Source organism: Candidatus Methylomirabilota bacterium, from assembly GCA_035709005.1.
Lineage (GTDB): Bacteria > Methylomirabilota > Methylomirabilia > Rokubacteriales > CSP1-6 > 40CM-4-69-5.
In genome coordinates this window covers 23,689-48,501 of record DASTFB010000070.1, presented here as the reverse complement: position 1 = coordinate 48,501, position 24,813 = coordinate 23,689, and the positions used below count along the sequence as shown (strand labels likewise).

General features: G+C 70.0%; 26 protein-coding genes. 16 read left to right on the top strand and 10 right to left on the bottom strand.

Features of this window, described 5'->3' with window-relative positions; all coding sequences use genetic code 11:
• Window positions 1-483, bottom strand: coding sequence for a RidA family protein (locus tag VFR64_10875; protein ID HET9490242.1), 483 nt, complete (start codon window positions 481-483; stop codon window positions 1-3).
• Between the two features lie 399 nt (window positions 484-882).
• Here VFR64_10875 and VFR64_10870 point away from each other — a divergent pair, with 399 nt between their 5' ends.
• The 5 genes from VFR64_10870 to ettA all read left to right on the top strand — a co-directional run bounded on the left by VFR64_10870 (window position 883) and on the right by ettA (window position 5,447).
• Complete coding sequence (locus tag VFR64_10870) at window positions 883-1,584, top strand: sugar phosphate nucleotidyltransferase (protein HET9490241.1); 702 nt, start codon at window positions 883-885, stop codon at window positions 1,582-1,584.
• A 39-nt stretch (window positions 1,585-1,623) separates the two neighbouring features.
• Window positions 1,624-2,013 (top strand): response regulator, encoded by a 390-nt coding sequence (locus tag VFR64_10865; protein ID HET9490240.1) that lies wholly within the window; start codon window positions 1,624-1,626, stop codon window positions 2,011-2,013.
• A 65-nt stretch (window positions 2,014-2,078) separates the two neighbouring features.
• Window positions 2,079-3,212: an HRDC domain-containing protein gene (locus tag VFR64_10860; GenBank protein ID HET9490239.1), complete on the top strand. Its 1,134-nt coding sequence runs from the start codon at window positions 2,079-2,081 to the stop codon at window positions 3,210-3,212.
• Window positions 3,213-3,320: 108 nt separating this feature from the next.
• On the top strand, window positions 3,321-3,767 hold the full coding sequence (locus VFR64_10855; GenBank protein HET9490238.1) for a CoA-binding protein: 447 nt from the start codon (window positions 3,321-3,323) through the stop codon (window positions 3,765-3,767).
• Entirely contained in the window at window positions 3,768-5,447 is a 1,680-nt protein-coding gene (gene ettA, locus VFR64_10850) for an energy-dependent translational throttle protein EttA (GenBank protein ID HET9490237.1), read from the top strand.
• Here the strand turns inward: ettA and VFR64_10845 are convergent.
• Complete coding sequence (locus VFR64_10845; GenBank protein ID HET9490236.1) at window positions 5,423-6,094, bottom strand: hypothetical protein; 672 nt, start codon at window positions 6,092-6,094, stop codon at window positions 5,423-5,425. The two genes, ettA and VFR64_10845, sit on opposite strands and share 25 nt — an antisense overlap.
• 118 nt (window positions 6,095-6,212) lie before the next feature.
• Window positions 6,213-6,980 (bottom strand): 3-hydroxyacyl-CoA dehydrogenase, encoded by a 768-nt coding sequence (locus tag VFR64_10840; GenBank protein ID HET9490235.1) that lies wholly within the window; start codon window positions 6,978-6,980, stop codon window positions 6,213-6,215.
• Between the two features lie 101 nt (window positions 6,981-7,081).
• Between VFR64_10840 and VFR64_10835 the strand changes: the two genes are divergently transcribed.
• Window positions 7,082-8,674: a B12-binding domain-containing radical SAM protein gene (locus VFR64_10835; protein HET9490234.1), complete on the top strand. Its 1,593-nt coding sequence runs from the start codon at window positions 7,082-7,084 to the stop codon at window positions 8,672-8,674.
• Window positions 8,675-8,678: 4 nt separating this feature from the next.
• Here the strand turns inward: VFR64_10835 and VFR64_10830 are convergent, their stop codons facing one another.
• Entirely contained in the window at window positions 8,679-8,876 is a 198-nt protein-coding gene (locus VFR64_10830) for a hypothetical protein (protein HET9490233.1), read from the bottom strand.
• Window positions 8,877-8,952: 76 nt separating this feature from the next.
• Here VFR64_10830 and VFR64_10825 point away from each other — a divergent pair, with 76 nt between their 5' ends.
• The gene (locus VFR64_10825; protein HET9490232.1) at window positions 8,953-9,192 is read left to right on the top strand and encodes a hypothetical protein; all 240 of its coding nucleotides are present in this window, start codon (window positions 8,953-8,955) and stop codon (window positions 9,190-9,192) included.
• Between the two features lie 80 nt (window positions 9,193-9,272).
• Window positions 9,273-9,527 carry a GlsB/YeaQ/YmgE family stress response membrane protein gene (locus VFR64_10820; GenBank protein HET9490231.1) on the top strand — a complete coding sequence of 85 codons (255 nt, stop codon included), beginning with the start codon at window positions 9,273-9,275 and terminating at the stop codon, window positions 9,525-9,527.
• A 129-nt stretch (window positions 9,528-9,656) separates the two neighbouring features.
• Here the strand turns inward: VFR64_10820 and cls are convergent, their stop codons facing one another.
• From cls to VFR64_10805, 3 genes are all read right to left on the bottom strand, one after another.
• On the bottom strand, window positions 9,657-10,910 hold the full coding sequence (gene cls, locus VFR64_10815) for a cardiolipin synthase (protein ID HET9490230.1): 1,254 nt from the start codon (window positions 10,908-10,910) through the stop codon (window positions 9,657-9,659).
• Between the two features lie 85 nt (window positions 10,911-10,995).
• Window positions 10,996-11,427: a peptidoglycan-binding domain-containing protein gene (locus VFR64_10810; protein HET9490229.1), complete on the bottom strand. Its 432-nt coding sequence runs from the start codon at window positions 11,425-11,427 to the stop codon at window positions 10,996-10,998.
• An 82-nt stretch (window positions 11,428-11,509) separates the two neighbouring features.
• A complete protein-coding gene (locus tag VFR64_10805) occupies window positions 11,510-12,589 on the bottom strand; it encodes a Gfo/Idh/MocA family oxidoreductase (protein ID HET9490228.1) in 1,080 nt (359 codons plus the stop codon).
• Between the two features lie 198 nt (window positions 12,590-12,787).
• Here VFR64_10805 and VFR64_10800 point away from each other — a divergent pair, with 198 nt between their 5' ends.
• From VFR64_10800 to VFR64_10785, 4 genes are all read left to right on the top strand, one after another.
• Window positions 12,788-13,342, top strand: coding sequence for a hypothetical protein (locus tag VFR64_10800; GenBank protein HET9490227.1), 555 nt, complete (start codon window positions 12,788-12,790; stop codon window positions 13,340-13,342).
• Window positions 13,339-14,829 (top strand): DNA polymerase Y family protein, encoded by a 1,491-nt coding sequence (locus VFR64_10795; protein ID HET9490226.1) that lies wholly within the window; start codon window positions 13,339-13,341, stop codon window positions 14,827-14,829. The genes VFR64_10800 and VFR64_10795 overlap by 4 nt, the downstream gene beginning before the upstream one ends.
• A gap of 210 nt (window positions 14,830-15,039) precedes the next feature.
• The gene (gene dnaE, locus VFR64_10790; GenBank protein HET9490225.1) at window positions 15,040-18,735 is read left to right on the top strand and encodes a DNA polymerase III subunit alpha; all 3,696 of its coding nucleotides are present in this window, start codon (window positions 15,040-15,042) and stop codon (window positions 18,733-18,735) included.
• Between the two features lie 174 nt (window positions 18,736-18,909).
• Window positions 18,910-19,839, top strand: a complete 930-nt coding sequence (locus VFR64_10785) for a hypothetical protein (protein ID HET9490224.1) — start codon at window positions 18,910-18,912, stop codon at window positions 19,837-19,839.
• Window positions 19,840-19,851: 12 nt separating this feature from the next.
• Here the strand turns inward: VFR64_10785 and VFR64_10780 are convergent, their stop codons facing one another.
• Together VFR64_10780 and VFR64_10775 are read right to left on the bottom strand one after the other, a co-directional pair.
• Window positions 19,852-20,526 carry a M48 family metallopeptidase gene (locus VFR64_10780; GenBank protein HET9490223.1) on the bottom strand — a complete coding sequence of 225 codons (675 nt, stop codon included), beginning with the start codon at window positions 20,524-20,526 and terminating at the stop codon, window positions 19,852-19,854.
• A complete protein-coding gene (locus VFR64_10775; GenBank protein HET9490222.1) occupies window positions 20,523-20,708 on the bottom strand; it encodes a hypothetical protein in 186 nt (61 codons plus the stop codon). The genes VFR64_10780 and VFR64_10775 overlap by 4 nt, the downstream gene beginning before the upstream one ends.
• Window positions 20,709-20,980: 272 nt before the next feature.
• Between VFR64_10775 and VFR64_10770 the strand changes: the two genes are divergently transcribed.
• The 4 genes from VFR64_10770 to VFR64_10755 all read left to right on the top strand — a co-directional run bounded on the left by VFR64_10770 (window position 20,981) and on the right by VFR64_10755 (window position 23,828).
• The gene (locus VFR64_10770; protein HET9490221.1) at window positions 20,981-21,331 is read left to right on the top strand and encodes a TraR/DksA C4-type zinc finger protein; all 351 of its coding nucleotides are present in this window, start codon (window positions 20,981-20,983) and stop codon (window positions 21,329-21,331) included.
• A 46-nt stretch (window positions 21,332-21,377) separates the two neighbouring features.
• The gene (locus VFR64_10765) at window positions 21,378-21,689 is read left to right on the top strand and encodes a BON domain-containing protein (GenBank protein ID HET9490220.1); all 312 of its coding nucleotides are present in this window, start codon (window positions 21,378-21,380) and stop codon (window positions 21,687-21,689) included.
• A gap of 79 nt (window positions 21,690-21,768) precedes the next feature.
• Window positions 21,769-23,181 (top strand): sigma-54 dependent transcriptional regulator, encoded by a 1,413-nt coding sequence (locus tag VFR64_10760; protein HET9490219.1) that lies wholly within the window; start codon window positions 21,769-21,771, stop codon window positions 23,179-23,181.
• Window positions 23,181-23,828, top strand: coding sequence for an ATP-binding protein (locus VFR64_10755; GenBank protein ID HET9490218.1), 648 nt, complete (start codon window positions 23,181-23,183; stop codon window positions 23,826-23,828). The genes VFR64_10760 and VFR64_10755 overlap by 1 nt, the downstream gene beginning before the upstream one ends.
• Here the strand turns inward: VFR64_10755 and VFR64_10750 are convergent.
• On the bottom strand, window positions 23,825-24,568 hold the full coding sequence (locus VFR64_10750; protein ID HET9490217.1) for a hypothetical protein: 744 nt from the start codon (window positions 24,566-24,568) through the stop codon (window positions 23,825-23,827). The two genes, VFR64_10755 and VFR64_10750, sit on opposite strands and share 4 nt — an antisense overlap.
• Window positions 24,569-24,813 lie beyond the last annotated feature (245 nt).

Below are 24,813 nucleotides of genomic sequence, written 5' to 3'. Positions count from 1 at the left end.
TCAGCGCCGGCCGGAGGGGGCGCGCCGCCGGCCGCCGCGCCGCCGACGGGCCGGGCGATCGTCGACGACGGCGATCACGCTGATCTCGACCTTGCAGCGGGCGTGAGTGGCCAGCCGGGACACCTCGACGGTGGTGGTCGCGGGCAGATGGTCGCCCAGGTATTTGGCCCAGACCCGGTTGAGGTCGTCCTGCTCGCTCACGTCGATGAGGTACCGCGTCGCCGAGACGATGTCGCTCAGGCCTGCCCCCGCGGCCTCCAGCGTCTTGCGGACGTTCTCCATGGTGAGGACGGCCTGCTCGTGCATCGTGGCGGGCAGGTCGAACTCCTCGTCGCGGTGCGGGTGGCTGTGATAGACCGGCGCCGCGGTCACGCCGGACAGGAAGAGGAGCCGCCCGCGGCGAACCACCAGCCCGGGCGCATACGGCATCGCCACGTCGGTCCGCCGATCGGCGTGGTGCACGATTTCCAGACGCCTCGTCATGATCGCCTCCGCGGCGGGCTGCATCCTACCACGCGCGTGGGGGCCCGACGCGACGATGTTTCTCCCCAGCCTGGGCAGTTCGTTTCCCACGGGCGGTCGGAGCATCGGCTGACCCACGCGATTCGCGCGGCATCGGAGTTGCGTGCTCTGCGACGCGGTGCTCGCTCATGGTCACGATCCCTGGGCCATCTTGCTCGCCGGCGGCGACGGACAGCGGCTGCGTCCGCTGACCGAGCGCATCGCGGGGGACGGCCGGCCCAAGCAGTTTTGCGCCATCCTGGGAGGCGACACGCTGCTGGAACGCACGCGCCGCCGGGTCACCCTGGCGGTCCGGCCCGATCGGCAGGTCGTGGTCGTCACCCGGCACCACGCCGATTACTTCGGCGATCTCGTCCTACCGTGCTTCCCGGCCGCCTGGTCGTGCAGCCGGCCAACCGCGGGACCGCCGCCGCGATTCTCTACGCCGTGCTCACCGTGCGCAATCTTGCGGGCGACGTGCCCGTGGCCGTGTTCCCTACCGATCACGAGGTCAGCGACGATCGAGCGTTCATGCGCCACGTTCAGCACGCGATCGAGGCGGCCCGGTTGTTTCCGGAACACGTCGTCGTGTTGGGCATCCAGCCGTCCCGGGCCGAGCCCGAGTACGGCTGGATCCAGCCGGCGCCGAAGCCGCTTCCCGTCAACGGGACGGCTGTCCATCGTATCCATCGCTTCTGGGAGAAGCCGGGCGCCGGACTGGCCCGGAGGCTGTTTCGACGTGGATGCCTGTGGAACAGCTTCGTCATGGTCGGCTCGGTGCCGGGGTTCCTGGCGCTGTTGGGGTCGGCGATCCCGGGGCTGACCCGACGCTTCACCACCCTCGCCCGTGCCCTGGGCGGACCACGAGAGTCCCTGGTGAGCGAGGCCGTCTACGCGAACGCTCCCGCCCTGGGCTTCTCCGAGCAGGTCCTGGCTCGCCTTCCGGGCCGGCTCCTGACCTTGCCGGTCGCCGGCACCGGGTGGGGCGAGCTGGGAAGCCCGGCCAGAGTGCTGGACTGCTTGCGCCGCACCGGCCGCCTTCCCGACTGGCTCGCCGAGACGGAGCTGGCACCGGGCGCCTGAGGCCCCGGCCGGCCTTCCGGCCGGAGGTACACTCCGGGCATGCGGTCGATCCTGCTGGTGGAGGCCGATCCCGAGGTGCGGCGGACGCTGGGCGATCAGCTCGCCGATCTCTTTCCCGAGGCGCGGGTTCTCATGACCGAGTCCGCCGAGACCGGGATCGAGCTGGCCCGCCGTACGTGGCCCAGCGTGGTGCTCGTCGACCTGGCGCTCCGGGGCAGCGGGGCGCTCGGATTCACCCGGCGTCTGCGCACGCTCGCCGCCGGCGCCACGGTGCCCATCGTCGCGCTCGTCCCCGGCGTCGACGGGCCCGAGGCTCTGCTTGTCGCCGAGGCGGCGGGCGTCATGGCATTCCTGCGCAAGCCCGTGGAAGAGGCTCACCTGGTCTCGGTGGTCCGACCGCTCCTGGACCGGCCGCCGCCGCTGAGCTGATCTCGCCACAGGCCCGGCGTTGACCGCGTCCCACGGGGCGGGCACAATCACCGGGGAGGTCGCGCATAGCCGTTCTCCGCTGGGTCCGTACCGAGCCCGACCTCATCCAGCTGGCTGACCGCCTGGGTGAGGTCGGGGAGATCTCCGTCGACACCGAAGCCGACAGCCTCTACCACTATCCCGAGCGCCTGGCGCTGATCCAGGTCGCCGACCGCACCGGGGCAGCCTGGCTGGTCGATCCCCTGGCCCTCACCGATCTCGCGCCGCTGGCCCCCGTGTTCGCCGCTCCGCGCCCGCTGGTCGTGCTCCATGCCGGGGACAACGACCTGGTTCACCTCAAGAGCCGCTTCGGATTTTCTTTCGCCGCCGTCTTCGACACCTCGCTGGCCGCCAGGTTCCTGGGGGTCCGAGCGCTCGGGCTCGACGTCCTGTTAGGGCAGTATCTGGGCGTCGAGCTGCCGCCATCGCGACAGAAGGACGACTGGTCGGTCCGGCCGCTCAGCGAGGCGCAGGAGCGCTACGCCGTCGCCGACGTCGAGCATCTCCTGGCGCTCAAAGACCGCCTGACCGAGGAGCTGCGGCGAGTGGGACGGCTGGCCTGGGTGGAAGAAGAATGCGCGGCGCTGGCTGCCGAGCCCGCCCCCGAGCGGGTGCCCGATCCCCAGGCCTTCCTGCGCCTCAAGGGGGCCCGCGACCTCAGCCCGCGGGGCCAGGCCGTCCTCCGGGCGCTGTACGAGCTGCGTGAGCGCCTGTCCCTGGCCGCCGATCGGCCGCCGTTTAAGATCCTGCCCGAGGCGAGTCTGGTCGCCATCGCCCAGGCCTCCCCCATGACCCTGTCGGCGCTGGCGAGCGTGCCCGGCTGCACGGAGCGCGTGGTGAATCGCTGGGGGCAGGCGATCGTCGATGCGGTCGCCGCTGCCCTGGCCCTGCCCGAGAGCGCGCTGCCCTCGACGACCCCCCCGCCTCGGCTGCCGGGGGTTCCCGCCGGCGTACGGCGCCGGATCGAAGCGCTTCGGGCCTGGCGCGTGACGGCGGCCCCTCAGCTCGGTCTCGACCCGGGCGTTCTGCTGCCCAATCGTCTGATCCGTCCCATCGCCGAGGCCGGACCGCGCAGCGGCGACGCCCTGGCGCGCGTTCCGGGCGTCCGTCGCTGGCGCGTCGAGGCGCTCGGCGCGCAGATCCTCCGCGCGATCGTGTAGCGCCGCCCGCCCGGGCCTGCGTGGGTGTTCATGAATTGTTGGGTCGTCGCACGGCGCGAGCAGAGGCTGAACGCGCGCTCGGCCCGGCGTGGGGCTAGAATCGGTGGCGTGGCGGACTGGACGGGGAACGTGGTGACGACGGATGAGGGGTTGCGCGCCATCTTGGGCGAGGTGAAGACCGTCGCTGTGCTGGGCGCCAAGGCCCAGGCGGACGAGCCCGCTCACTATGTGCCGGCGTACCTTGCCGCTCGGGGCTATCGCATCGTCCCCGTGAATCCGACCCTCGCCGGACGGGCGCTGTTCGGCCGTCCCGTCGTGCCGACGCTGGGCGATCTCGAGCAACCGGTGGATCTCATCGAGGTCTTCCGGCGGTCCGAGCATTTGCCCGCGCACGCCCGCGAGATCCTGGCCTTGCCCTGGCGGCCCCGGGTGGTGTGGTTCCAGCTCGGGATCCGCAACGACCGCGCCGCCGAGCTTCTGGCCCGCGCGGGCATTCGCGTCGTGCAGGACCGCTGTATGATGCCCGAGCATCGGCGCCTCGTGGCGGGAGGCTAGGTGGCCGGCGAGTACGCGTTCGTCATGAAGGATCTGCGCAAGGTCGTCCCGCCCAAGCGCGAGATCCTGCGCGGCATCTGGCTCAGCTTCTTCCACGGCGCCAAGATCGGCGTGATCGGCGCCAACGGCAGCGGCAAGTCGACGTTGCTCCGCATCATGGCCGGCGTCGACCGCGATTTCCTGGGCGAGGCCTTCCCGGCCAAAGGTCTGCGTATCGGCTATCTTCCCCAGGAGCCCCAGCTCGACGCCAGCAAGGACGTCCGCGGCAACGTCGAGGAAGGGGTGGCCGAGATTCGCGCGCTGCTCGACCGCTTCGAGGACGTCAGCGCCCGCCTGGCCGAGCCGCTGGACGGCGAGGCGATGGAGAAGCTCCTGGAGGAGCAGGCCCGGCTCCAGGATCGGATCGACGCGGCCAATGCCTGGGACCTGGACCACACGGTGGAGCTCGCCATGGACGCGCTCCGCGCGCCAGCGCCAGACTTGGACGTCAGCACGATCTCGGGAGGCGAGCGCCGCCGCGTCGCGCTGTGCCGGCTGCTCCTCTCCCGCCCGGACATGCTCCTGCTGGACGAGCCCACCAACCATCTGGACGCCGAATCGGTGGCCTGGCTGGAGCGCTATCTCAAGGACTACGCCGGCACCATCGTGGCGGTCACCCACGACCGGTACTTCCTCGACAATGTGGCCGGCTGGATCCTGGAGCTGGACCGAGGGGCCGGCATCCCCTGGGAGGGCAACTACTCGTCGTGGCTGGAGCAGAAGCGCCAGCGCCTCGAGCAAGAAGAGAAGGCGGACCTCGCCCGGCAGCGCACCCTCGAGCGGGAGCTGGAATGGGTGCGGATGGCGCCGCGCGCGCGCCAGGCCAAGTCCCGGGCGCGGCTGCAGGCCTACGAGGCGATGCTGAACGAGCCTCTGGAGCGCCGGACCGAAGCGCTGCAGATCGCCATCCCGTCAGGCCCCCGGCTGGGCGACCTGGTGATCGAGGCCCAGCACGTCAGCAAGGCCTACGGCGAGCGCGTGCTCATCGACGACCTGTCGTTCAGCCTGCCGCGGGGCGGCATCGTCGGCGTGATCGGTCCCAATGGCGCGGGCAAGACCACGCTGTTCCGCCTCATCGTCGGCCAGGAGAAACCGGACGCCGGCACGCTGCGGGTGGGGGAGTCGGTGCAGCTGGCCTACGTCGACCAGAGCCGGGAGGCGCTGGATCCCGCCAAGACCGTGTGGGAGCAGATCTCGGGCGGCGAGGAGCAACTCGCGTTCGGCGGGCGCCGTGTGGCGTCCCGCGCCTACGTCGCCTCCTTCAACTTCAAGGGCCCCGACCAGCAGAAACGGGTCGGGGATCTCTCGGGCGGCGAGCGCAACCGCTTGCACCTGGCCACGGTGCTCAAGAGCGGTGCCAACGTCCTGCTCCTCGACGAGCCCACCAACGACCTCGACGTCGACACGTTGCGCGCGCTGGAAGAGGCGCTCCTGGAGTTCGCCGGCTGCGCCGTCATGATCAGCCATGACCGCTGGTTCCTCGATCGCATCGCCACCCACATCCTGGCGTTCGAAGACGAAGGCCGGGTCGTGTGGGTGGAGGGCAACTACTCGGACTACGAAGCCGACCGACGCCGCCGGCTCGGCGCAGAAGCAGAGCGGCCGCATCGGCTGCGTCACAAGCGCCTGCCCGCCGGCTGACGCCGTCGCGGGCGCGCGCAAGACACGAGGACGTTCTCGCCCTCGCTACGCACGCGCCGGAGAGTGACCGCGGCGAACAGCGGCCGCAGGGCCGCGGCCAGCCGGTCCACCCCGCGGCGCCGGTGCCGGTTGATCACCAGCAGCCCATCGGGAGCGACCAGACCGGCCAGGCCGAGGGCCAGCGGCAGGGCCTCGGCGACGTCGCCGGCGTAGGCGGCATCCTCCATGATGAAGTGGAAGCGCCGCCGCGTGGAGGCCAGCCAGGGGACGACGCGTTCGGCTTCGCCGCACAGGAACTCCAGACCCTCTCGCGCATCGAGCCCGAACCAGCGGGTGGCCAGCCGGATGATCGTGGGGTCTCGCTCGATCACGCTGATGAGCCGCGGCCGGATACGTTCGGCCAGCAGATGCACCTGCGTGCCTCCCCCCAGGCCGACCAGCAGCGCGGTGGACTGCCGGCGTCGCGGGACGCCCGCCACCGCTCGCGCCCAGTACTCGCGGTCCAGGCGGGACCAGTCGCCGTTCAGCGGGTAGACGGACAGCGTGTCCCCGGCCACGATCAGCCGCCGCTCGGCCCGGTCCTCGACGACGCGGATCCGCCCCGAGAGCGGCGAACGGACCTCGGCGACCGTCCGGGAATGTTTCATCAACAGGGCACGGGCACCCGGGCTGTCGCCACGCCCGTGCCCCGCCGGAACCGCGCGCGCGGTCGCTCGGTCACGCGATCTGCGTCGCGATCATTCGCGCGCGGAGTCTCGTGCTCTACTACCGGGGAGCCATGCGGATGGCGCCGTCGAGCCGGATCGTCTCGCCGTTGAGCATCACGTTCTCGATGATGTGCCCGACGAGAGCGGCGTACTCATCCGGCTGGCCCAGGCGCTGCGGAAAGGGAACCTGACGGGCCAGTGAGGCTCTCACCGGCTCGGGCAGCGTGCCCAGCAGGGGGGTGTCGAAGATGCCGGGCGCGATGGTGACGACCCGGATCCCCGCCTCGGCCAGGTCGCGCGCGATGGGCAGCGTCATGCCGACGATGCCGCCCTTGGAGGCCGAATAGGCCGCCTGCCCGATCTGCCCGTCGAAGGCGGCGACCGACGCGGTGTTCACGATCACACCGCGCTCACCGTCCGGCGACGGCTCGTTGCGCGCCATGACCGCGGCGGCGAGCCGGATGCAGTTGAAGGTGCCGATCAGGTTGACCTGGATGACGCGCGTGAAGGCCTCGAGGTTGGCCGGTCCCGACTTGCCCAGCGTCTTCATGGCCGTCCCGATGCCTGCGCAGTTGACGAGGGCGTTGAGGCCGCCGAAGCGCGCCCGCGCCGTCTCCAGAGCCGCCTCGACCTGCTCGGCCCGGGTGACGTCGGCCGGCGCGAACAGCGTTCGCGCTCCCAGCGCGCCGGCCACGGCGGCTCCGGACGACGTCGGCAGATCCAGCAGGCCCACGCCGCCGCCGGCGGCGGTCAGGCGGGCCGCGGTCGCCCGTCCGAGCCCGGAGGCGCCTCCGGTCACCACCGCCTTCACCGAGCGCAGATCCATGCCGTCCTCCGCGCCGAATTCTAGCCGATCGTCCAGCCATTTTCCCACGCGCGCGGTGCTGAGCGTCGGGGCGGTGAATGGGTTATGCTTGCCAGGCCCATATGCGGACGCGCTACGTCCCGCTCACGCGCCGGCGCCTCCTCTGTGTTTCCCCGCGCTACGCTCCGTCCTTCGGAACGTTTCATCACTCCTATCCCTTTTTCGGGCGTCGGGTCCGGGCGTTCATGCCGCCCCAGGGCTTGCTGGTGGTGGCCAGCTACCTGCCGGCCACGTGGGAGGTCCGCTTCATCGACGAGAACGCGGCCCCGGCGGCCGCGCGTGATTTCCGCTGGGCCGACGCCGTGCTGGTGTCCGGCATGCACGTCCAGCGCAGGGCCATCGAGGACATCATCGTTCGCGCCCACGCGATGGGACGGCCGGTGGTGCTGGGTGGCCCGTCGGTCTCGAGCTGTCCCGAGTTCTACCCCGACGCCGACCTCGTGCATCTGGGAGAGCTCGGGGACGCCACCGACCGGGTGATCGAGTGGATCGACCGCAGCCGGGGCCGCCCCGAGCACCAGCTGCGCTTCGAGACCGGCGAGCGGCTGCCCCTCGCCGACTTCCCGATCCCGGCCTACGACCGTATCGCCGTGCAGCGGTACTTCATCGCCAGCATCCAGTTCTCCAGCGGCTGTCCCTACACGTGCGAGTTCTGTGATATCCCCGCCCTGTACGGACGGAACCCCCGACTGAAGAAGCCCGAGCAGGTCCTGGCCGAACTGGACCAGCTCGTGGCCGGCGGCGCCACCGCCGTCTATTTCGTCGACGACAACTTCATCGCCAACCAGCGGGCCACCCAGGAGCTCTTGCCGCACCTGGTGGCCTGGCAGCAGCGCAACCGTTACCCGGTGCGCTTCGCGTGCGAGGCGACGCTGAACATCGCCAAGAACGATCGGGTGCTGGCGCTCATGCGGGAGGCGGGGTTCATCACGGTCTTTTGCGGCATCGAGACGCCGGAGGTGGCGGCGCTGCGCTTCATGTCCAAGGATCAGAACCTTCGCATGCCCATCCTGGAGGCGGTGGCCAAGCTCAACGGGTACGGCCTGGAGGTCGTGTCGGGGATCATCATCGGCCTGGACACGGACACCCCCCAGACGGCCGATCACCTCATCGAGTTCGTGCGCGCCTCCCACATCCCCGTGCTCACCATCAATTTGCTATACGCCCTGCCCAAGACCCCGCTGTGGGGGCGGCTACAGGCCGAGGGGCGGCTGCTCGCCGACGGCGATCGGGAGTCGAACGTCGTCTTCAAGCTGCCCTACGATACCGTGCTCGGCACCTGGCTACGCTGCATCCAGACGGTGTACGAGCCCGACGCCGTGTATGCGCGGTTCGCCCACAACGTCGCCCATACCTTCCCGAACCGGATCGCCTTTCCGCCCAGCCCGCACCGTGGCTCCTGGCGCAACCTGGTCATGGGCCTCGGAGTGCTGGGGCGGGTGATCTGGCGGGTCGGCGTCCGCGGCGACTACCGAAGAACATTCTGGCGCTTCGCCGCGCCGCTGCTCCGTCGTGGCGACATCGAGCAGGTCATCCAGACCGCCGTCGTCAGCCACCACCTGATCGCCTTCACCCGGCAATGCCTGGACGGCGCCCGTGAGCCTTCGTTCTACGCCCCGGTGTCGCCGCCGGGCCGAATGGCGGTCGCCGGCTAGCGCCTCAGGCCGCTTCGGCGGCGTGCCAGAAGTCGTCCTCGCGCTGGGGCCGGGTCAGGCGCGGCGGGATCTTCCCTCGGTGGAAGAAATCGCACATGATCCGGTTGGCCGCGGCCCAGTCATCGCCGTAGACGCAGTGATGATGCGGACAGAGCGACGTCTCTCCGGTCAGTTGCAGCCCACACGCGGCGCAGTAGCTCATGCCCCTGGCTCTAGCGAAGGCCGTGCCAACCGTCACCCAAGAATTTTCCTACACGTCTCCCGTTATGCGGCGTAGGATGCGGGGCGGTCTCGAACCCGACGTCGTCAACGGTGGAGGTCACGCCCTGATGCGTATCGGACTGTGGGCTGCGTTCTTTCTCGTCTGCAATGTTCTCGGGGTGGAAGTCTTCCGGGCCGCCATGACGCTGCCCTTCGAGGACGCCGTCTTGCCGGCCGTCCTCTCCATCCCTCTGATCGGCCTGACCGCCTTCAGCGCACGGGGGATCGTAGCCGCCTGGCAACGACGAGACGAGTAAGTTTTACAACAATGCACGGTGGCATCCGCTGTGCACGCCGATGTCCGTCGGTGTAATTTCCACCCGGGAAGGAGTTCGCGATGGACATCATCCTGTGGATTCTGTTCGGCCTCGTCGTCGGCATCGTCGCCAAGTTCATCATGCCGGGGCGCGATCCCGGCGGGATCATCATCACGATCGTCCTCGGGATCGTCGGCGCCCTGCTCGGCGGGTGGGTGGGTCGGGTGATGGGGCTGTACCGGGAGGGCGAGACGGCCGGGTTCATCATGGCCGTGATCGGCGCCGTCATCGTGCTGGCGCTCTACCGCCTCGCGTTCTCCAGCCGCCGCGCATAAGCGCGGACGACACCGTTCGGTCACAGCGCCCGGGGGTGACGCCTCGCGCGAATGGGGGGGCTGGAGGGGGCAGTCGCTGCCCCCTCCAGGCTAAAGAAGAGATGTCGCGGCGACCGCCGGGTGACCCAGCTACAGCTGGTGGCGAATCGGGATCGTCAGCTTCTCCAGCACACGGTCCATGAACCCCCGGCGACTCCAGGTGCTGTACTCGACCTTCCTGGCGTGGGTGAGGTCTTCTTCGAAGATCTCCTCCATCCGGCGGCCCACCGCACGGCTGTAGGTGACGACGTTCAGCTCGTCGTTGAGCGCGAACGAGCGGTTGTCCAGGTTCGTGCTGCCGATCGTGGCGAACACGCCGTCCACGACCATGGTCTTTGCGTGCAGGAGCGCCGCCCGGTACTCGTAAATCTCCACGCCGGCCTTGAGCATCCGACCGTATCCGCTCCGACTGGCCTGGCGGACCAGGTTGTGATCGATGCGCCCCGGCACGAGCACCACCACACGGACGCCGCGCTTCACCGCGGCCGCCAGGGCCTCCTCCATGGCGTCGTCGGGGACGAAGTATGGGTTGGTGATGAAGATCGAGCGGCGGGCCGCCGAGATGGCCAGCAGGAGCGTCGTATAGATGGCGTAGGTGCCGGCGGCCGGCGAGCTGCGCACGATCTGAGCGTACACGTTGCCCACCGGCTGCACCGGGCGGGGGAAGTAAGCTTCCCCTCCTAGCACGATGCCGGTGGCCTCCAGCCAGTTCTCGGCGAATGCCCCCTGCAGGAACTCGACGACGGGACCCCGCACGCGGACGTCGGTCTCCCGCCAGAAGCTGGCCAGCTTTCCGTCGCCGAGCCACTTGTCGCTGACACCCGAGCCGCCGGTGAAGCCGACCTTGCCGTCGACGACCAGCACCCGCCGGTGGTTCCGGTTGTTGGCGCGCCAGATCTGCCAGGGCTTGGGCAGCCGAAAGTAGGCGACGTGGCATCCGGATCGCTTCATCAGGTCGACGTATTCGCCGGGCATGCCCGCCGCGCCGAACGCATCGAGCAGGACATTGACGCCCACGCCGGCCCGGGCCCGCTCGGCCAGGACTTCGGCCAGGGCTCGCGCGATCTCGCCGTCCTCGTAGTAGTACTGGGCGTACGTGATCGTTTGCCGGGCCGAGCCGATCGCCTCGAACATCGCCGAGAAGATGTCGTCCCCGTTCAGGAGCACGTCGACGGCGTTGCCGCTCACGATGGGCGCGGCGGAGTAGGCCTCGAGCGTCGGGAAGAACGACGGCTCACCAAGCTGCAGCGGCGGCAGCACCACGTGGGGATGGACGCGCGTCGCGCATCCCGCCGCCAGGAGGATGAGCAGGGGCAGGAGGTAGAGCAATCGGAGGCTGCGCACGATGATCATTGTGCCAGGAGCGCGGGGCGGCGGTTGACCGGACAGCCCGGCCGGGCCGCCGCCCGGCGCCCTGAAGCGGCGAGAACTACCGGCCCTTGGTCGGGCTGGTGGTCGGCGACGCGGACGGGCTCGCGCCGTCGGCCTTGGCCTGCACGCCCAGCTTGGCCATCGTCTCGGCGTCGAGACGGCCCGTTTCGTTCAGCTGTTCGGACTTTTGGAACTCTTTCAGGGCCGCCTGGGTCTTGGGGCCCATCATCCCGTCGGCCGCGCCGGGGTCGAAGCCCTTCTGCTTGAGCGCCTCCTGTGCAGCCTTCACCTGCTCGCGGTTGCCGGTGCGTGCGGCCCGGCCGGCCTTGGAGGGATCCGACTTCATGGCGTCCGGCTTGGCGGCCTCGCCACCCGACGTGCTGGGTGCCATCGGCGTCTGGGACGTCCCGCCGCCCGTGGTCTGCGCGAGCGCGGGACCAGTGAGCATGGCGACCGCTAGGGCGAGCGCCAGTACACTCCACCTGTCCATGTGTGACCTCCTTCTTCTCGTGCCTGTCATGTCCTTCGCGGACTTCCGGTATGTAGAGAACGCAACGGACGTGCCAGGCAGTTCAGCTCGCCTGTTGGCGCTGGCCGGGGGACCGGACGGCCTCCTGCTCCGCTCCCGGCGCCGCCATGCGGGCCAGCCGCGGCAGGGTCACCGGCCGGCCGTCCCGCGCCGAGCGGTAGATCGCCTCGATGACGCGGACGTCTTGAAGCCCCTCGACACCGGTGGGCTCGGGCACGCGCTCTTCCCGCACGGCCGTGGAGAAGTGGCTGAGCACTGCCGCGTACTCGTCCGTCGGCTCGAAGGAGGTCTCCTGCCGCTGCTCCCGCTGCAGCAAGATGAGGTGGCCGGAGGCCTGCGGCTCGTAGGCGTTGGCCACGTGGATCCAGCCGTCTTCTCCGAAGATGGTGAAGCCGGACGACGGCTCCTCTCCGAAGCTCGCGTGGAAGTGGGTCAGGCGCTCGTCGGGGAACCGGATCAGCGCCACCGCGCTCTCGTCGACGTCGCCGCCGTAACGACGGCTCGTCCTGGCCGTCATGGCCATGACCTGCGCGGGATCGGCGCCGAACACGCTGCGCGCGGCGTGGATGCACTCTACTCCCAGGTGGTAGACGGTGCCACCGCCCAGCCGCCGCTGCAGGCGGATGCTATCCGGGGCCTCCACGCGCGTGGTCAGGTCCGAGCTCAAGGTCTTGGGTAACCCGATGTGCCCGCCCCGCACCAGGGCCAGGGCCTCGAGGACGGAAGGCCGGAACCGCAACCGGTAGGCGATCATCAGTTTGACGCGGTTCGTCTGGCAGGTGCGGATCATGCGGCGGCACTCGTCGGCGGTCACCGCCATGGGGGGCTCGCAGAGGACGTGGACGCCGGCGCGGGCCGCCTCCACCGCGTAGTCGGAGTGCATCGAGTTCGGCAGGGCTATGTACAGGACGTTCACATCCTCGCGCTGCAGGCACTGGCGCAGCTCCTCGTAATGGTAGGCGGCAGCATGATACTGCTGGGCCACCAGCTGGGCCTTGGCGCGATCGCCGGAGATCACCGCGGCGAGGCGAGAATGCTCGGTGCTGCGCGCGAATGCAGGCAAGATCGCTGTACGCGCGGTGTTGCCGAGCCCGACCACCGCATACCCGATTTGCCTGGCCATTTTCGCTTCTCGAGTTTCCTCGCTGTCGCTTTCTGTGCCAGGCAAGGTGCAAGCGCGGGGCCACATCGGTGGATTCTGTGCCAGTTTCGATCGCAACCGGATCGTGCGCCGCGATCCCACTTTATCTGGTGGTGACCGCCGCCAGAGCACCAATATCTGGCTCCTTGTCATAGGCTCAACACGTGATAAGTAATGGGCATGATCGTGCCGGGCGAGATCACGGAGATCGTCGGTGCGCCGTCGTCCGGACGCACGAGCCTGCTCGTCGATTGCTTGCGCGAAGTCACGCAGCGCGGGGCGGTGGCCGCGCTGGTAGACACCGACCACGCCTTCGATCCCTCGACCGCCGCGCGCGCCGGGGTGAATCTCCGGCGCCTGCTGTGGGTGCGTTGCGGCGGACGTCACGATGTCGCGCTGCGCGTGGCTGATCGTCTCGTGCGGTGCCCCGGGTTCACGGTCGTCGCGCTCGACGTCGGCGAGCGTCCGCCGCGCCTGCCTCTCACGCTCGCATTCCGACTGCGGCTGGCCGTTCGCCGGTCGGGCGCGGCCTTGCTCATCCTGGCGAGTCGGCGCATCGCCGGTCCCGGCGCGGCGCTGGCCGTCCAGGCCGTCCGGCGGTCGCTGGAGTGGAGCGGTCCGCGCGGCGCGCCGACGCGCCTGGCCCGCGTGGGCACGGCCGTGCGCCTGCTCCGCGGGCGCGGCTCCCTGGGCGGCGTCGTCCCCTCTGACGTCACCCGGTGGTGGACGGCGTGAGCTCGCCGGGCGGCCGCGTCGCCTGCGTGTGGGTGCCGTTCTTCGCAGCGGCGGCCGCCGAGCGCGGCGAGCCGGTGCTGGCCGAGCGCGCCCTGGCGATCGTCCGGGGAGCGCCGCCGGTGACGCGGGTGGTCGAGGCCAACGCCATCGCCCGCGAGGCCGGCGTGCGGCCGAGGATGACCGAGAGCGAGGCCCGTGCACGCTGCCCCGACCTCGTCTGCCGAGCGCTCGGCGAGGAGACCCTGGTGTCGGCGCAGCATGCGCTCGTCGAAGCCGCGCTCGCCGTGTCCCCCCGTGTGGAAGACACCGCTCCCGGGCTCGTCCATGCCGATGTCGCCGGCCTACAACGGCTGTTCGGTGACGACGGCGCCGTGGCAGAGCGCCTGGTGCGCCAGGCCCGAATGGTGGGCCTCGCCGCCCGCGCTGGTGTCGCGAGCAGCCGAACGGTCGCCGGAGTCGCCGTGCGGGCCACGAGCCGCCGGGTCGCCGTGGTGCCGCCCGGCGGTGAACGGGCGGTGCTCGCGACCGCGCCGCTCGCGGTCCTCGACCTGCCGGCGACCACCGCGGCGACCCTGGGGCGTTGGGGGGTGCGGACGCTGGGAGAGCTGGCGGCGCTGCCGCGCGCGGGGCTGGCGGAGCGGCTGGGCCAGGAAGGCTTGCGCCTCCACGATCTCGCTTGCGGGCACGATCGTGATCCGTTCCGGCCGTACGTCCCCCCACCGTTCTGGGAGGAGGCTCAGGACCTCGACTGGGAAATCGAGGATCTCCAGATGCTGGCCGTCGTGCTGGATCGTGTGCTCGAACGGCTCACCGCTCGCCTGGGCGCCGCCCACGTGTGGGCCGACCGGCTGGATCTCCGCCTCCGGCTCACCACAGGCGAGCGGCACGAGCGCGCGATCGCCCTGGCCCAGCCGGCGTGTGAGCGCGCGGTCCTCGTCCCGCTCATCCGCTGCGAGCTCGCCGCGCGGCCACCCGCGGCGGCGGTGACCGCGGTGGCGGTGAGCGCCCGCGTCGTGCCGGTCGCGCCCGGGCAAGGACAGCTAGGACAGCCCCCGGCGCCGCGCCAGCGCGATCTGGCTGCCCTGGTTGCTCATCTGACCGAGCTGGTGGGGCCCGACAACTTCGGGTCGCCGCGGCTCGTCGATTCCCATCACCCGGACCCGGTCACGCTGGTGCCTTTCGTTCCCACCGAGGAGGGCGATCGCGCCGGCGCCGCGCCGGTATCGAGCGTGGTCCTCCGGCGGATCCGTCCACCAGTGAGGGTGCAGGTGGTGGCGGCGGCCGACCACCCGGCGTCCGTGCAGTGGGCCGGCGTGGGCCGGCGTGTCGTCGCGTGCGCCGGGCCCTGGCGAGTCTCGGGAGAGTGGTGGGACGGCCGCGCCTGGGCTCGCGACGAGTGGGACCTCCTCCTCGACGACGGCACGCTGTGCCGGCTCGCCCTCGATCGCATGGCCAACCACTGGGTCCTGGATGGCATCTACGACTGACGGCGCGCCACGGGCGTGGCGCCCGAAGTCGGGCCGCACGCCCCGCAACCGAGCAACCGTGGCGGGTGATCGCGGCGGGGTGCGGGCGTGGCGAAGCCCGGGTGCCCGCACCCTGTGATGTCGCGACGCACGCAGCGCAACCGAATCACCACCGCGGGTGATCGCGGCGGGGCACGGGCGTGGCGAAGCCCGGGTGCCCGCACCCTATAAATGTTCATCGAACTGCACGCGCAGTCCGCGTTCACGTTTCTCGAGGGTGCCGAGCAGCCGGATGTCTTCGTGGCCGAGGCGGCGCGCCGGGGGATGCCGGCGCTGGCGCTGGTGGATCGCGACGGGCTCTACGGCGCCGCGCGGTTCCACCAGGCCGCGGTGCGAGCGGGCGTGAAGCCGCTGGTGGGAAGCGAGCTCACCCTCGACGACGGCTCGCGGCTGCCCCTGCTCGTGGAGGATCGGGAGGGCTACCGCAACCTTTGCCGACTCATCACCCGGACGAAGCTCGGCGCTCCCAAGGGCAAGGCCGTGGCCACGCTGGACGACCTGACCGGCCACGTCGACGGGCTGGTCTGTCTCACCGGTGGCGCACGGGGCCCACTGGCGCGCCGTCTGGCCGCGGGTGGCCCGGAGGAGGCGCGGGCCTGGCTCGACCGGCTCGTGGGGATCTTCGGACGCTCCAACTGCTTCGTGGAGGTGCAGCGTCACTTCGATCGGGACCAGGAGCGCGTGCTGGAGGCGCTGGTCACGCTGGCCCGGCGCGCGCGGGTGGCCCTCGTCGCCGCCAACCAGCCGCTCTACGCGCGGCCGGGCGGTCGGGCGGTCGCTGACGTGTTCACCTGTATTCGCGAGAAGGTCGATCTCGACCGCGCCGGCACGCGCCTGGGCCCCAATGCCGAGCGGGAGCTGCGTGATGGGCCCACGATGACCCGGGTGTTCAGGGATCTGCCCGACGCGGTCCACCAGAGCGGCGAGCTGGCCCTGCGCCTGGGCTTCACGCTGAAGGACCTCGGCTACCGGTTCCCCGACTTTCCGCTGCCGCCCGGTGAGACCGCCCCGGCGCACTTGCGCCGGCTCGTGGACGCCGGCGTCCGGCAGCGCTACGGCCGCGGTCGGCTGGCCGCGCGGGCCCGCCGGCAGGTCGATCACGAGCTCGACATCATCGGCCGGCTCGACCTCGCCGGCTACTTCCTGATCGTCTGGGACATCATCGAGTACTGCCGCACCCACGACATCCTGGTGCAGGGGCGGGGCTCGGCGGCCAACAGCGCCGTGTGCTACGCGCTCGGCATCACCGCCGTCGATCCCGTCGGCATGGACCTCCTGTTCGAGCGCTTCCTCTCGGAGGCGCGCGGCGAGTGGCCCGACATCGACATGGATCTGCCCAGTGTCGAGCGCCGGGAGGCGGTGATCCAGTACGTGTACCGCCGCTACGGCCGGCTGGGCGCCGGCATGACCGCCAACGTGATCACCTATCGGGGCCGCAGCGCGGCCCGGGAGGTGGCCAAGGCCCTGGGGCTGCCGGCCGAGTTCCAGGATCGCCTGGCCCGGCTGGCCCCCAACTGGGGCTATCAGGACCCCAACGATCTGCTCACCCGGCACCTGGCCGAAGCGGGGTGCGACCCGCGCCATCCGCGGATCCGCGCCTTCGCCGCGCTGTGGACACGGCTGCAAGATCTGCCCCGTCACCTCGGCCAGCATTCGGGCGGGATGGTCATCGCCGCCGGCCGGCTCGACGACGTGGTGCCCCTCGAGCCGGCCACCATGCCGGGGCGCGTCGTGATCCAGTGGGACAAGGATGACTGCGCGGCGCTGGGCATCATCAAGATCGATCTGCTCGGCCTGCGGATGATGTCCGTGCTCCAGGAGGCGATCGCGATCGTGCGGGAAACCGGCGCCGACATCGATCTGGGGCACCTGCCGCCGGACGATCGCACCGTTTACGCGATGCTGCAGCGGGCCGACACGATCGGCGTCTTTCAGGTGGAGAGCCGGGCCCAGATGGCCACGCTTCCCCGCATCAGCCCCGAGCGGTTCTACGACCTCGTCGTCCAGGTCGCCATCATCCGTCCCGGCCCCATCGTGGGCGACATGGTGCATCCCTACATCCGCCGGCGGCGCGGACGCGAGCCCGTCAGTTATCCGCACCCGAGCCTGGAGCCCATCCTCGAGCGCACGCTGGGCGTGCCCCTCTTCCAGGAGCAATTGCTCCGGATGGCCATGGTGGCCGCCGGCTTCACCGGCACCGAAGCCGAGGAGCTCCGCCGGGCCTTCGGCTTCAAGCGCAGCGAGCGGCGGATGGCCGAGGTGGAGCAGAAGCTCCGGGCGGGAATGGCCACCCGGGGCATCACCGGCGTCGCTGCCGACCAGATCGCGCACGCCATCACGGCGTTCGCGCTGTACGGCTTCCCCGAATGTGTCGCGGGCGGGACACGCGTGATGGACGCCGACACCGGGCGGTGGATCACGATCGAGGATGTCGCGAACGGCAAAGTCCGGCTGGCCAGCACGCTCGCCTGTGCCCCGGGCCTGCGTCTGAGCCGTCGGCGCGTGCTCGAGGCCAGGTCGAGCGGGCCCCGGATGGTCTACCGGCTCCGTACCGCGCAGGGCCGAGAGATCATGGCCACGGCCGAGCATCCTTTGCTCACCGCGACCGGATGGCGCCCGCTGGCCACCCTCGGCATCGGCGAGCATATCGCCGCCGCGCGGACATTACCGTCGGTCGGAGGTACAGGCCGGCCGCGCCATCAGCGGATCGGGTCGCTCGGCTGGGATCGGATCGTCGCCATCGCGCCGGTCGGCGTCCGAGCCACCTATGATCTCGAGATCGAGGGCGACCACAACTTTCTCGCCAACGACCTCGTGGTCCACAACTCGCACGCGTCCAGCTTCGCCCTGCTGGCCTACGCTAGCGCCTATCTCAAGGCTCACCATCCGGCCGCATTCTACGCCGCGCTGCTCAACAACCAGCCGATGGGCTTCTATCACGCCGCCACGATCATCAAAGACGCCCAGCGTCACGGCCTGACGATCCACCCGATCGACATCACCCGCTCCGACTGGTTGTGTGCGATCGAGACCGAGACCGATGATCGGGACTCTGATCGGGCAGGAAAACCAGCGCCGGGTGAGATTGCGGCGGGGCACGGGCGTGGCGACTTTCAACCGAAGGGGGCTACGCCCCCCTCGGGACTCCCCCGGCCGGGTGCCCGTGCCCTGTTCAAAATCAGACTAGGCCTCCGCTACGTGAAGGGATTGCGCGAGAGCGCCGGGCGGGCCATCGCCCGGGCGCGCGGCGAGCGCCCATTCGCTTCACTCGCCGACCTCGCCCGGCGGGCCGGTCTCGAGCGCGACGAGCTGACCGCGCTGGCCGCCACGGGGGCGCTCGACGCCCTGAACGGCACGCGGCGGGCGGCGCTCTGGCAGGCCGCCCGCCCGGTGCTTCCGGGGCTGCTGCAAGCCGCCGAGCCGTCCACCGAGCCGAGCCCGCTCCCGGAGATGAGCGTGGCCGAGCGTCTGGACGCTGATTACGCGGGCACCGGCGTGACCCTCGGGCCCCATCCCCTGGCCCTGCTGCGCTCGACGCTGGCGCGCCAGGGAATCGTCCGGGCCGGCGACCTGGCCCGGGTCGCCCATGGACGTGTTGTGCGGGTGGCCGGCAGCGTGATCGTGCGGCAACGCCCGGGCACCGCCAAGGGATTCGTCTTTCTTTCCCTGGAGGACGAGACGGGCATCGCCAACGTGATCGTGACCCCGCAACTGTTCGAGCGACACCGCCTCGTGCTCGTCGCCGCGCCCTACCTTCTCGTGGACGGGATCCTCCAGACCCAGGACGGCGTCGTTTCCGTCCGCGCGCGGCGGGTCCGGCCCCTGCAGGGACCCGGCGGCGCCGTGCCGTCGCACGACTTCGGCTGACCCGGCGCTCGATCCGACCGGTAACACTGAGAACTCGTTTTCCCACCCCCCCGCCAGACGTGGCAATTGAATTGCTTGCTTCACGCAACAGATGCAGGCACGTCGGCTCCTATTCCTCGCCGAACCCTCCTCGGGCGTCCCCGGAGCAGGCGAGGGGTGGCGGCAGGGGGGGCGATGAGCACGCGTGTCGAAGAGATCGACGGCCGTCGGATCCTGTTCACAAACCCCGAGGCGCTCCTGTGGCCGGAAGACAGAGTCACCAAGGAGGATCTGCTCGGCTACTACCTGGACATGGCCGACCACCTCATGCCATTCCTGGTCGACCGGCCATTCAGCCTGCTCCGGGCTCTGGACAGCGGTGAGTACGTCTACCAGCGGGCGGCGCCTCCCGGCCTGCCATCGTGGATCACTACCCGGCGGATCCGCAGCGACCAGACCGCCCAGGGCTACGCCGACTATCTCATCGGCCGGGAGCGGGCCGCCCTGGCCTACCTCGTCAACCTGGGCTACATCTCCTTTCATCCCTGGGCGTCGGCGGTGCAGGCCATCGATCGTCCCGACGTGATGCTGTTCGACATCGATCCCACGGAGATCGCCTTTCGCGAGGTCCGCAACGCCGCCATGCTGGTGCGGAGCCTTCTGGCCGGCTTCAAGATCCGCAGCTGGGTCAAGACCTCCGGCGGGCGCGGCCTGCACGTCATGGTGCCCCTGGAGCCCGTGTACAGTTACGATCAGGTGCTGACTGCGGCCTCGGTGATCACCCGCATGGCCCGCCAGCGGGAGCCCTCGCTCTTCACCTTCGACATGCGGCGGGCCCGCCGCCGCGGCAAGATCCTGATCGACGTGCTGCGCAACCGGCGGGGAGCCACCCTGGTGAGCCCGTACTCGGTCCGGGAGTATGCGGGCGCCGCCATCTCTGCGCCCCTGGAGTGGCGGGAGCTCGAGCAGGGCATCTATCCTGAGGATTTCCATCTGCGCAACGCTCGCCAGCGCCTGCTCGCCCAGGGGGATCCGCTGGCCGGGTTCCTCGCCGCCCGGCAATCGCTGGGTGCCCTGCTGGGAAGCGCCCGGGTGCGGCGCGCCCAGGAGCGACGCCGCGGCTAGCCAGCCGCGGCGTCAGTTGATCTGCCGCAACGCCTCGATCCGGTCGCCCGTGGCCGGGTGAGTCGCGAAGAACCCGCCCTCGCCGCTGGCGCCTGCAGTCTCCTGGAGCCAGGTCAGGGTCTCGATCATCTGCTCCTTGGGCTTGCCGATCCGCCGCAGGAGCTCTACCCCGTGGCGATCGGCGGCGTACTCCTCGTTCCGGCTGTATCCGCGGGCGATGAGCTGGCCGGCGATCGGCGTGATGGCGGCGCTGCCCGGAAAGAGCTGGTCGAGGATCATGACGCCGATGTTGAGGCCGGTGCCCAGGACCTGGGCCTTGGCCACGTGACCCAGGTCGTCATGGGCCACCTCGTGGGCCAGGATGGCCTGAAGCTGCTCCTCGTTGGCCTTCTGCAGCAGACCGGTCGTCACGTAGAACTCACCCCCGCCCGCGTTCGCGGCGTTGATCTGGCCATTGTCAACGATGCCCACTCGGACCTGGTCGAGGGACCGCTTGTTGTCCATGGCGCGGATGAGCGGCACCATCACACGCTGCAGCCGTTGGGCCTGGGCCTGATCGAGGGGCCGGCTCGTGGTCGAGCTCTGGGGCCGGGGGCTGGGCGCCGGCTGGGGGGCGCTGGTTGCTCCCGCGCATGCCGCGGTCAGGCACGCCGCCAGGGCAACCGCGCTCAGGCGGGGGATCCTCATGACCCCACCTCCTCGAGGCTCTCGAGAAGGGCTTCGCCGCCGGGATCGACGGTTCTGCCCTCGGCGATGCCCCCGAAGTAGTCGATGTATCGGTCGATGGCTCGGGGATGGTCGCGCTTGAACAGCCATCGCGCTGCAACCGGGAAGCCTGTCCTGGCATCTATGACCATGGCGTGATTCATCCGTGATCTCCCTCGATACGTGATCGCTCGGGGATCTGCCGGTGCAGCGGGCATGCCAGCGCGCGCATCGCCGATTGAACTTATGGGCGGCCGATAGGGGACCGATTGAAAATTATTCCTTAATTTGATGGTAGGACTTTCACGGGCCGAGGGTGCGGCCAGCGGCGGGGCGCCGCGTTGTGTTCCAAAAATCCGCAACAACGCAGGGGCGCGTACGGTTGGCACGGCACCTGCCTGTGTAGAGTGGCACGGAGACGGAGGAGGACGGACCGATGCGAACGGTGAAACGTGACCTGGAGCGGAAACGGCAGGCGTTGAATAACGCGATCCAGTCCAGCATGGGCTCGGCGCGCGATAGCGACAACAGCCGTGAGGTCCTGAAGGATCCTTACGGAAGCGCCTGGCTGACCCACGACGGCGAGGTCACGGCGGCGGTCGTCGACCGGCGTGCCCGTGAGCTGCAGGAAGTCAACTCCGCGCTGGAAGACATCGAGTCCGGCCGCTATGGCATCTGCCGGGACTGTGGCGAGACCATCGCTCCGGCCCGGCTGCGTGTGATGCCGTTCGCGATTCGCTGCGTGGGCTGCCAGGCCAACCGGGAAGGCACCCGGCGGGCGGCCTGATCGTCGCGCTATGTGTGTGAACATTCACTCAGAGTAGGAGATCGCAATGGGACGTGCGTTCAAGACTCTCGCAGTGGTCGCCGTCATCCTGTCGCTGCTCAGCGGATGCCGCGCCATGACCGGGAAGACGACGGGTCAGACCATAGACGACGCCAGCATCACGGCGTCGGTGAAGTCCAAGCTGGTCGCGGACAAGGCCGCGAATCTCACCCGCGTCGACGTTGACACCAACAACGGCACTGTTTACCTTAACGGTACTGTCGAGACGCCGGAGCAGAAGACCCGGGCCGAACAGCTCGCGTGGCAGGCGGGCGGCGTCAAGGCCGTCGTCAACAACCTGCAGGTCCAACGCAAATAAGCCCGGGGGGAAGCTCTCGTTGGTCGCGGCGCGGGGTCTCGTTGGCCCCGCGCCGCGACGGCTCTTTCAGCAGCCGCTCGTGGGGGAGACAGTGAGCCCGACGCGACGTGAGCAGACCAGAAGCGGCAAGGTTCTGGTCGTCGACGACGAGCCAGCCGAGCGTGAGGGTCTGGCCCGCCTCGTCGGCCAATGGGGGTACGAGGTCGAGACGGCGTCCTCCGGGGAAGAGGCGCTGAACCTGGTCGAGACCCAGCATCCGGCGGTCGTCCTGACCGACCTCGTCCTGCCCGAGATGGATGGGCTCACCCTGCTCCAGAAGCTCAAGGAGACCGGGCGGCCGCCGATCGTGTTGCTGGTCACGGGGCACGGCACCGTGGAGAGCGCGGTGGAAGCGATGCGCCACGGGGCGTTCGACTACCTGACGAAGCCGGTCGACGCCACCCGGCTGCAGGTGCTGCTCGAGAAGTCCATCGAGCAGGAGTCGCTGTCGCGGGAGGTGAACTTCCTGCGCCATCAGCTCCGCCAGAAGGGCAGCTTCGGGCAGCTGGTCGGGCAGTCCAAGGGCATGCAGGAGGTCTACCGCTGGATCGAGCTGGCCGCCACCAGCACGGCGCCGGTGCTGGTCTTCGGCGACAGCGGTACCGGCAAGGAGCTGGTGGCCCGAACCATCCACGACCTGTCCAGTCGCCGCAACAAGCCCTTCGTGGCGATCAACTGCGCGGCCATCCCGGAGACGTTGATCGAGAGCGAGCTGTTCGGTCACGAGCGGGGTGCCTTCACGGGCGCCAGCGAGCGGCGCCTGGGGTGCTTCGAGCTGGCCGACACGGGCAGCCTGTTCCTCGACGAGATCGCCGAGATGGACAACTCCACCCAGGCCAAGCTGCTCCGGGTCCTCCAGGAGGGCAACTTCCGGCGGGTGGGCGGGAAGACGGAGATCCAGGTCGACGTCCGGGTGATCGCGGCGACGAACCGGGTGCCTACGGAGGCCATGGCGCAGGGCCAGCTGCGGGAGGATCTCTTCTATCGCCTCAACGTCTTCCAGATCCGCTTGCCGGCGCTGCGGGAGCGCAAGGAAGACATCCCGCTGCTGGTGCGCACCTTCATCGACGAGTTCAATCGGCAGGACAACCGACAGGTGCGGGGGCTGACCCCCGAGGCCGAGAAGGTGCTGGATCGCTACAGCTGGCCGGGCAACGTCCGTGAGCTCCGCAACGTCATCCAGCGGGCCGTGGTCCTGGGCGGCAGCGGCCTCATCGGCACCGAGCATCTGCCCGACAATGTGCTCCGGAGCACGGAGCCGCCCCGGCCGCCCTCGAGCGGATCAATCGTCCCCATTCGCGAGATGGAGCGGGAGCTCATCCTGCGGGCACTGCAGGAAACCAATCAGGACAAGCGCCGGGCCGCGGCCCTGCTCGGCATCAGCCTCAAGACGCTGTACAACAAGCTGGCCAAATACGGCATCCAGGCGGTGAAGTCGGCGCGCATCACCTGATGGGCTCGCTTCCCGACGATCTGGATCGCCTGCTGCACGATCTCCGTGGGCCCCTCAACGCGCTGACGATGCACCTGGAGGTCCTCAAGCGTCTGAGCCGCGGCGACGCCGGGGCCCTGCAGAGCCTGGAAGCGATCCACCAGGAGGCCAGCCGCCTGGCCACGCTGCTGCCGGCCGCTTTTTCGGTCATGGCGCTGGAGCTCCGGCCACCGGCGCGCCTGGACCTGGGCGGGCTGGTCCGGCGGGTGGTGGACGCGGGGCACCCCGGGCGGGTGAGCGTCGTCGAAGGAACCTGGCCCACGGTCCTCGGCGACGAGTTGCTCCTGGCTTCGGCCGTCAGTCATCTCATCCGCAATGCCCTGGCTGCCACGGAGGCGGCCGGCCCCGGCCGGCGGCCACCGGAGGTGAGCTTCCGGCCCGTCGGTGAGGGGCGGGTGGCGCTCGTCGTGCGGGACTGGGGCGTCGGCTTACGGACGACCAACCCGCGCGCCCTGATCCGGCTCGCCGTGTCGGCGAGCAGCGGCCGGCCAACGCTGGGGCTGGTCACGGCGGAGCGGGTCGCGCGGCTTCACGGCGGCGCCCTCGTGTTCGGCAACCCTTCCGAAGGCGGCGCCGAGGTTTCGCTTCTACTGCCCGCGGCTGGCTAGGAGGCCAGTGCAGGAACGGCCGCCGGCTGGTCGAGCCACATCCTGACCTGAGTCGCCGGGAGCACCGCCACGTCGTCCGTGCGGGCGAACAGCGCGTGCGTGATAGAGGCATACGGCATCTGCTCGTACACGGCCTCGCAGAGTAGCCCTTCCTCGGGCGTGCTGAAGGTCGTCTCCAGCGGCTCGAACGTCTCCAGGACGTCGGGCAGGTAACGGTGGCCCAGCCTGATCAGGGTTCGGGCCTTGGCGATCACGACGCGGGTGTTCACCAGGCCGTCGCCCTCCCAGAGGGCCACGAGCTCCGCCGCGGAGGGCCGGGGCAGGAAGCGCCGCACGGCGCGGACGGCATAACGCTCCAGGTCGTCGATGGGGGGGCCAGGCTCGATCCAGGCCGACGCCGGGTCAGGGCCGGGCGGAGAGGCCCCCAGCACGATCGGCAAGTCGGGGCGGATCGCCACCGCGGCCACGGCCTTACTCACGTGGCTCATCAGGCGCCCCTCGCCGTCCGTGGTGTAACTGCCCGGAAACAGCGCGACCACCGCCTCTGGATCCGTAGCGGCGATCTTCAGCACCGGCAAGTAGGCCTCGGCGGCTGTGCCGCGCCACGCAGGCTGCACGACACGGTTGATCTCGGACAGCTCGCCGGGCGCGGTGCTGTAGGATACGGTCTGTCCGCGAGTGAGAACGGTCACGAGTCGCTCGGCGGGAATCAACCGCGCGGCACGCTCGAGCGTGCGCATCAGCAGGGTCGGACACGAGGCCGCACGGCTCCACGAGCCATCGCTTCGGTGTCGCGCTTCCATGCCGCCGCCGAGGACAACACCCCAGAGGTGGCGAGCCGCATGAGTGTCGACAGGGCGGTGCTGAATCATATTCATGCCGGGCGTCGTTTTGCAGAGAGCGTGCCACGCGCCCATGCTCGCTAAACCCACGAAACCGCGCTCGGTGTCGGCGGCGCGGCATTGGAAAACCTGCAAATCGACGG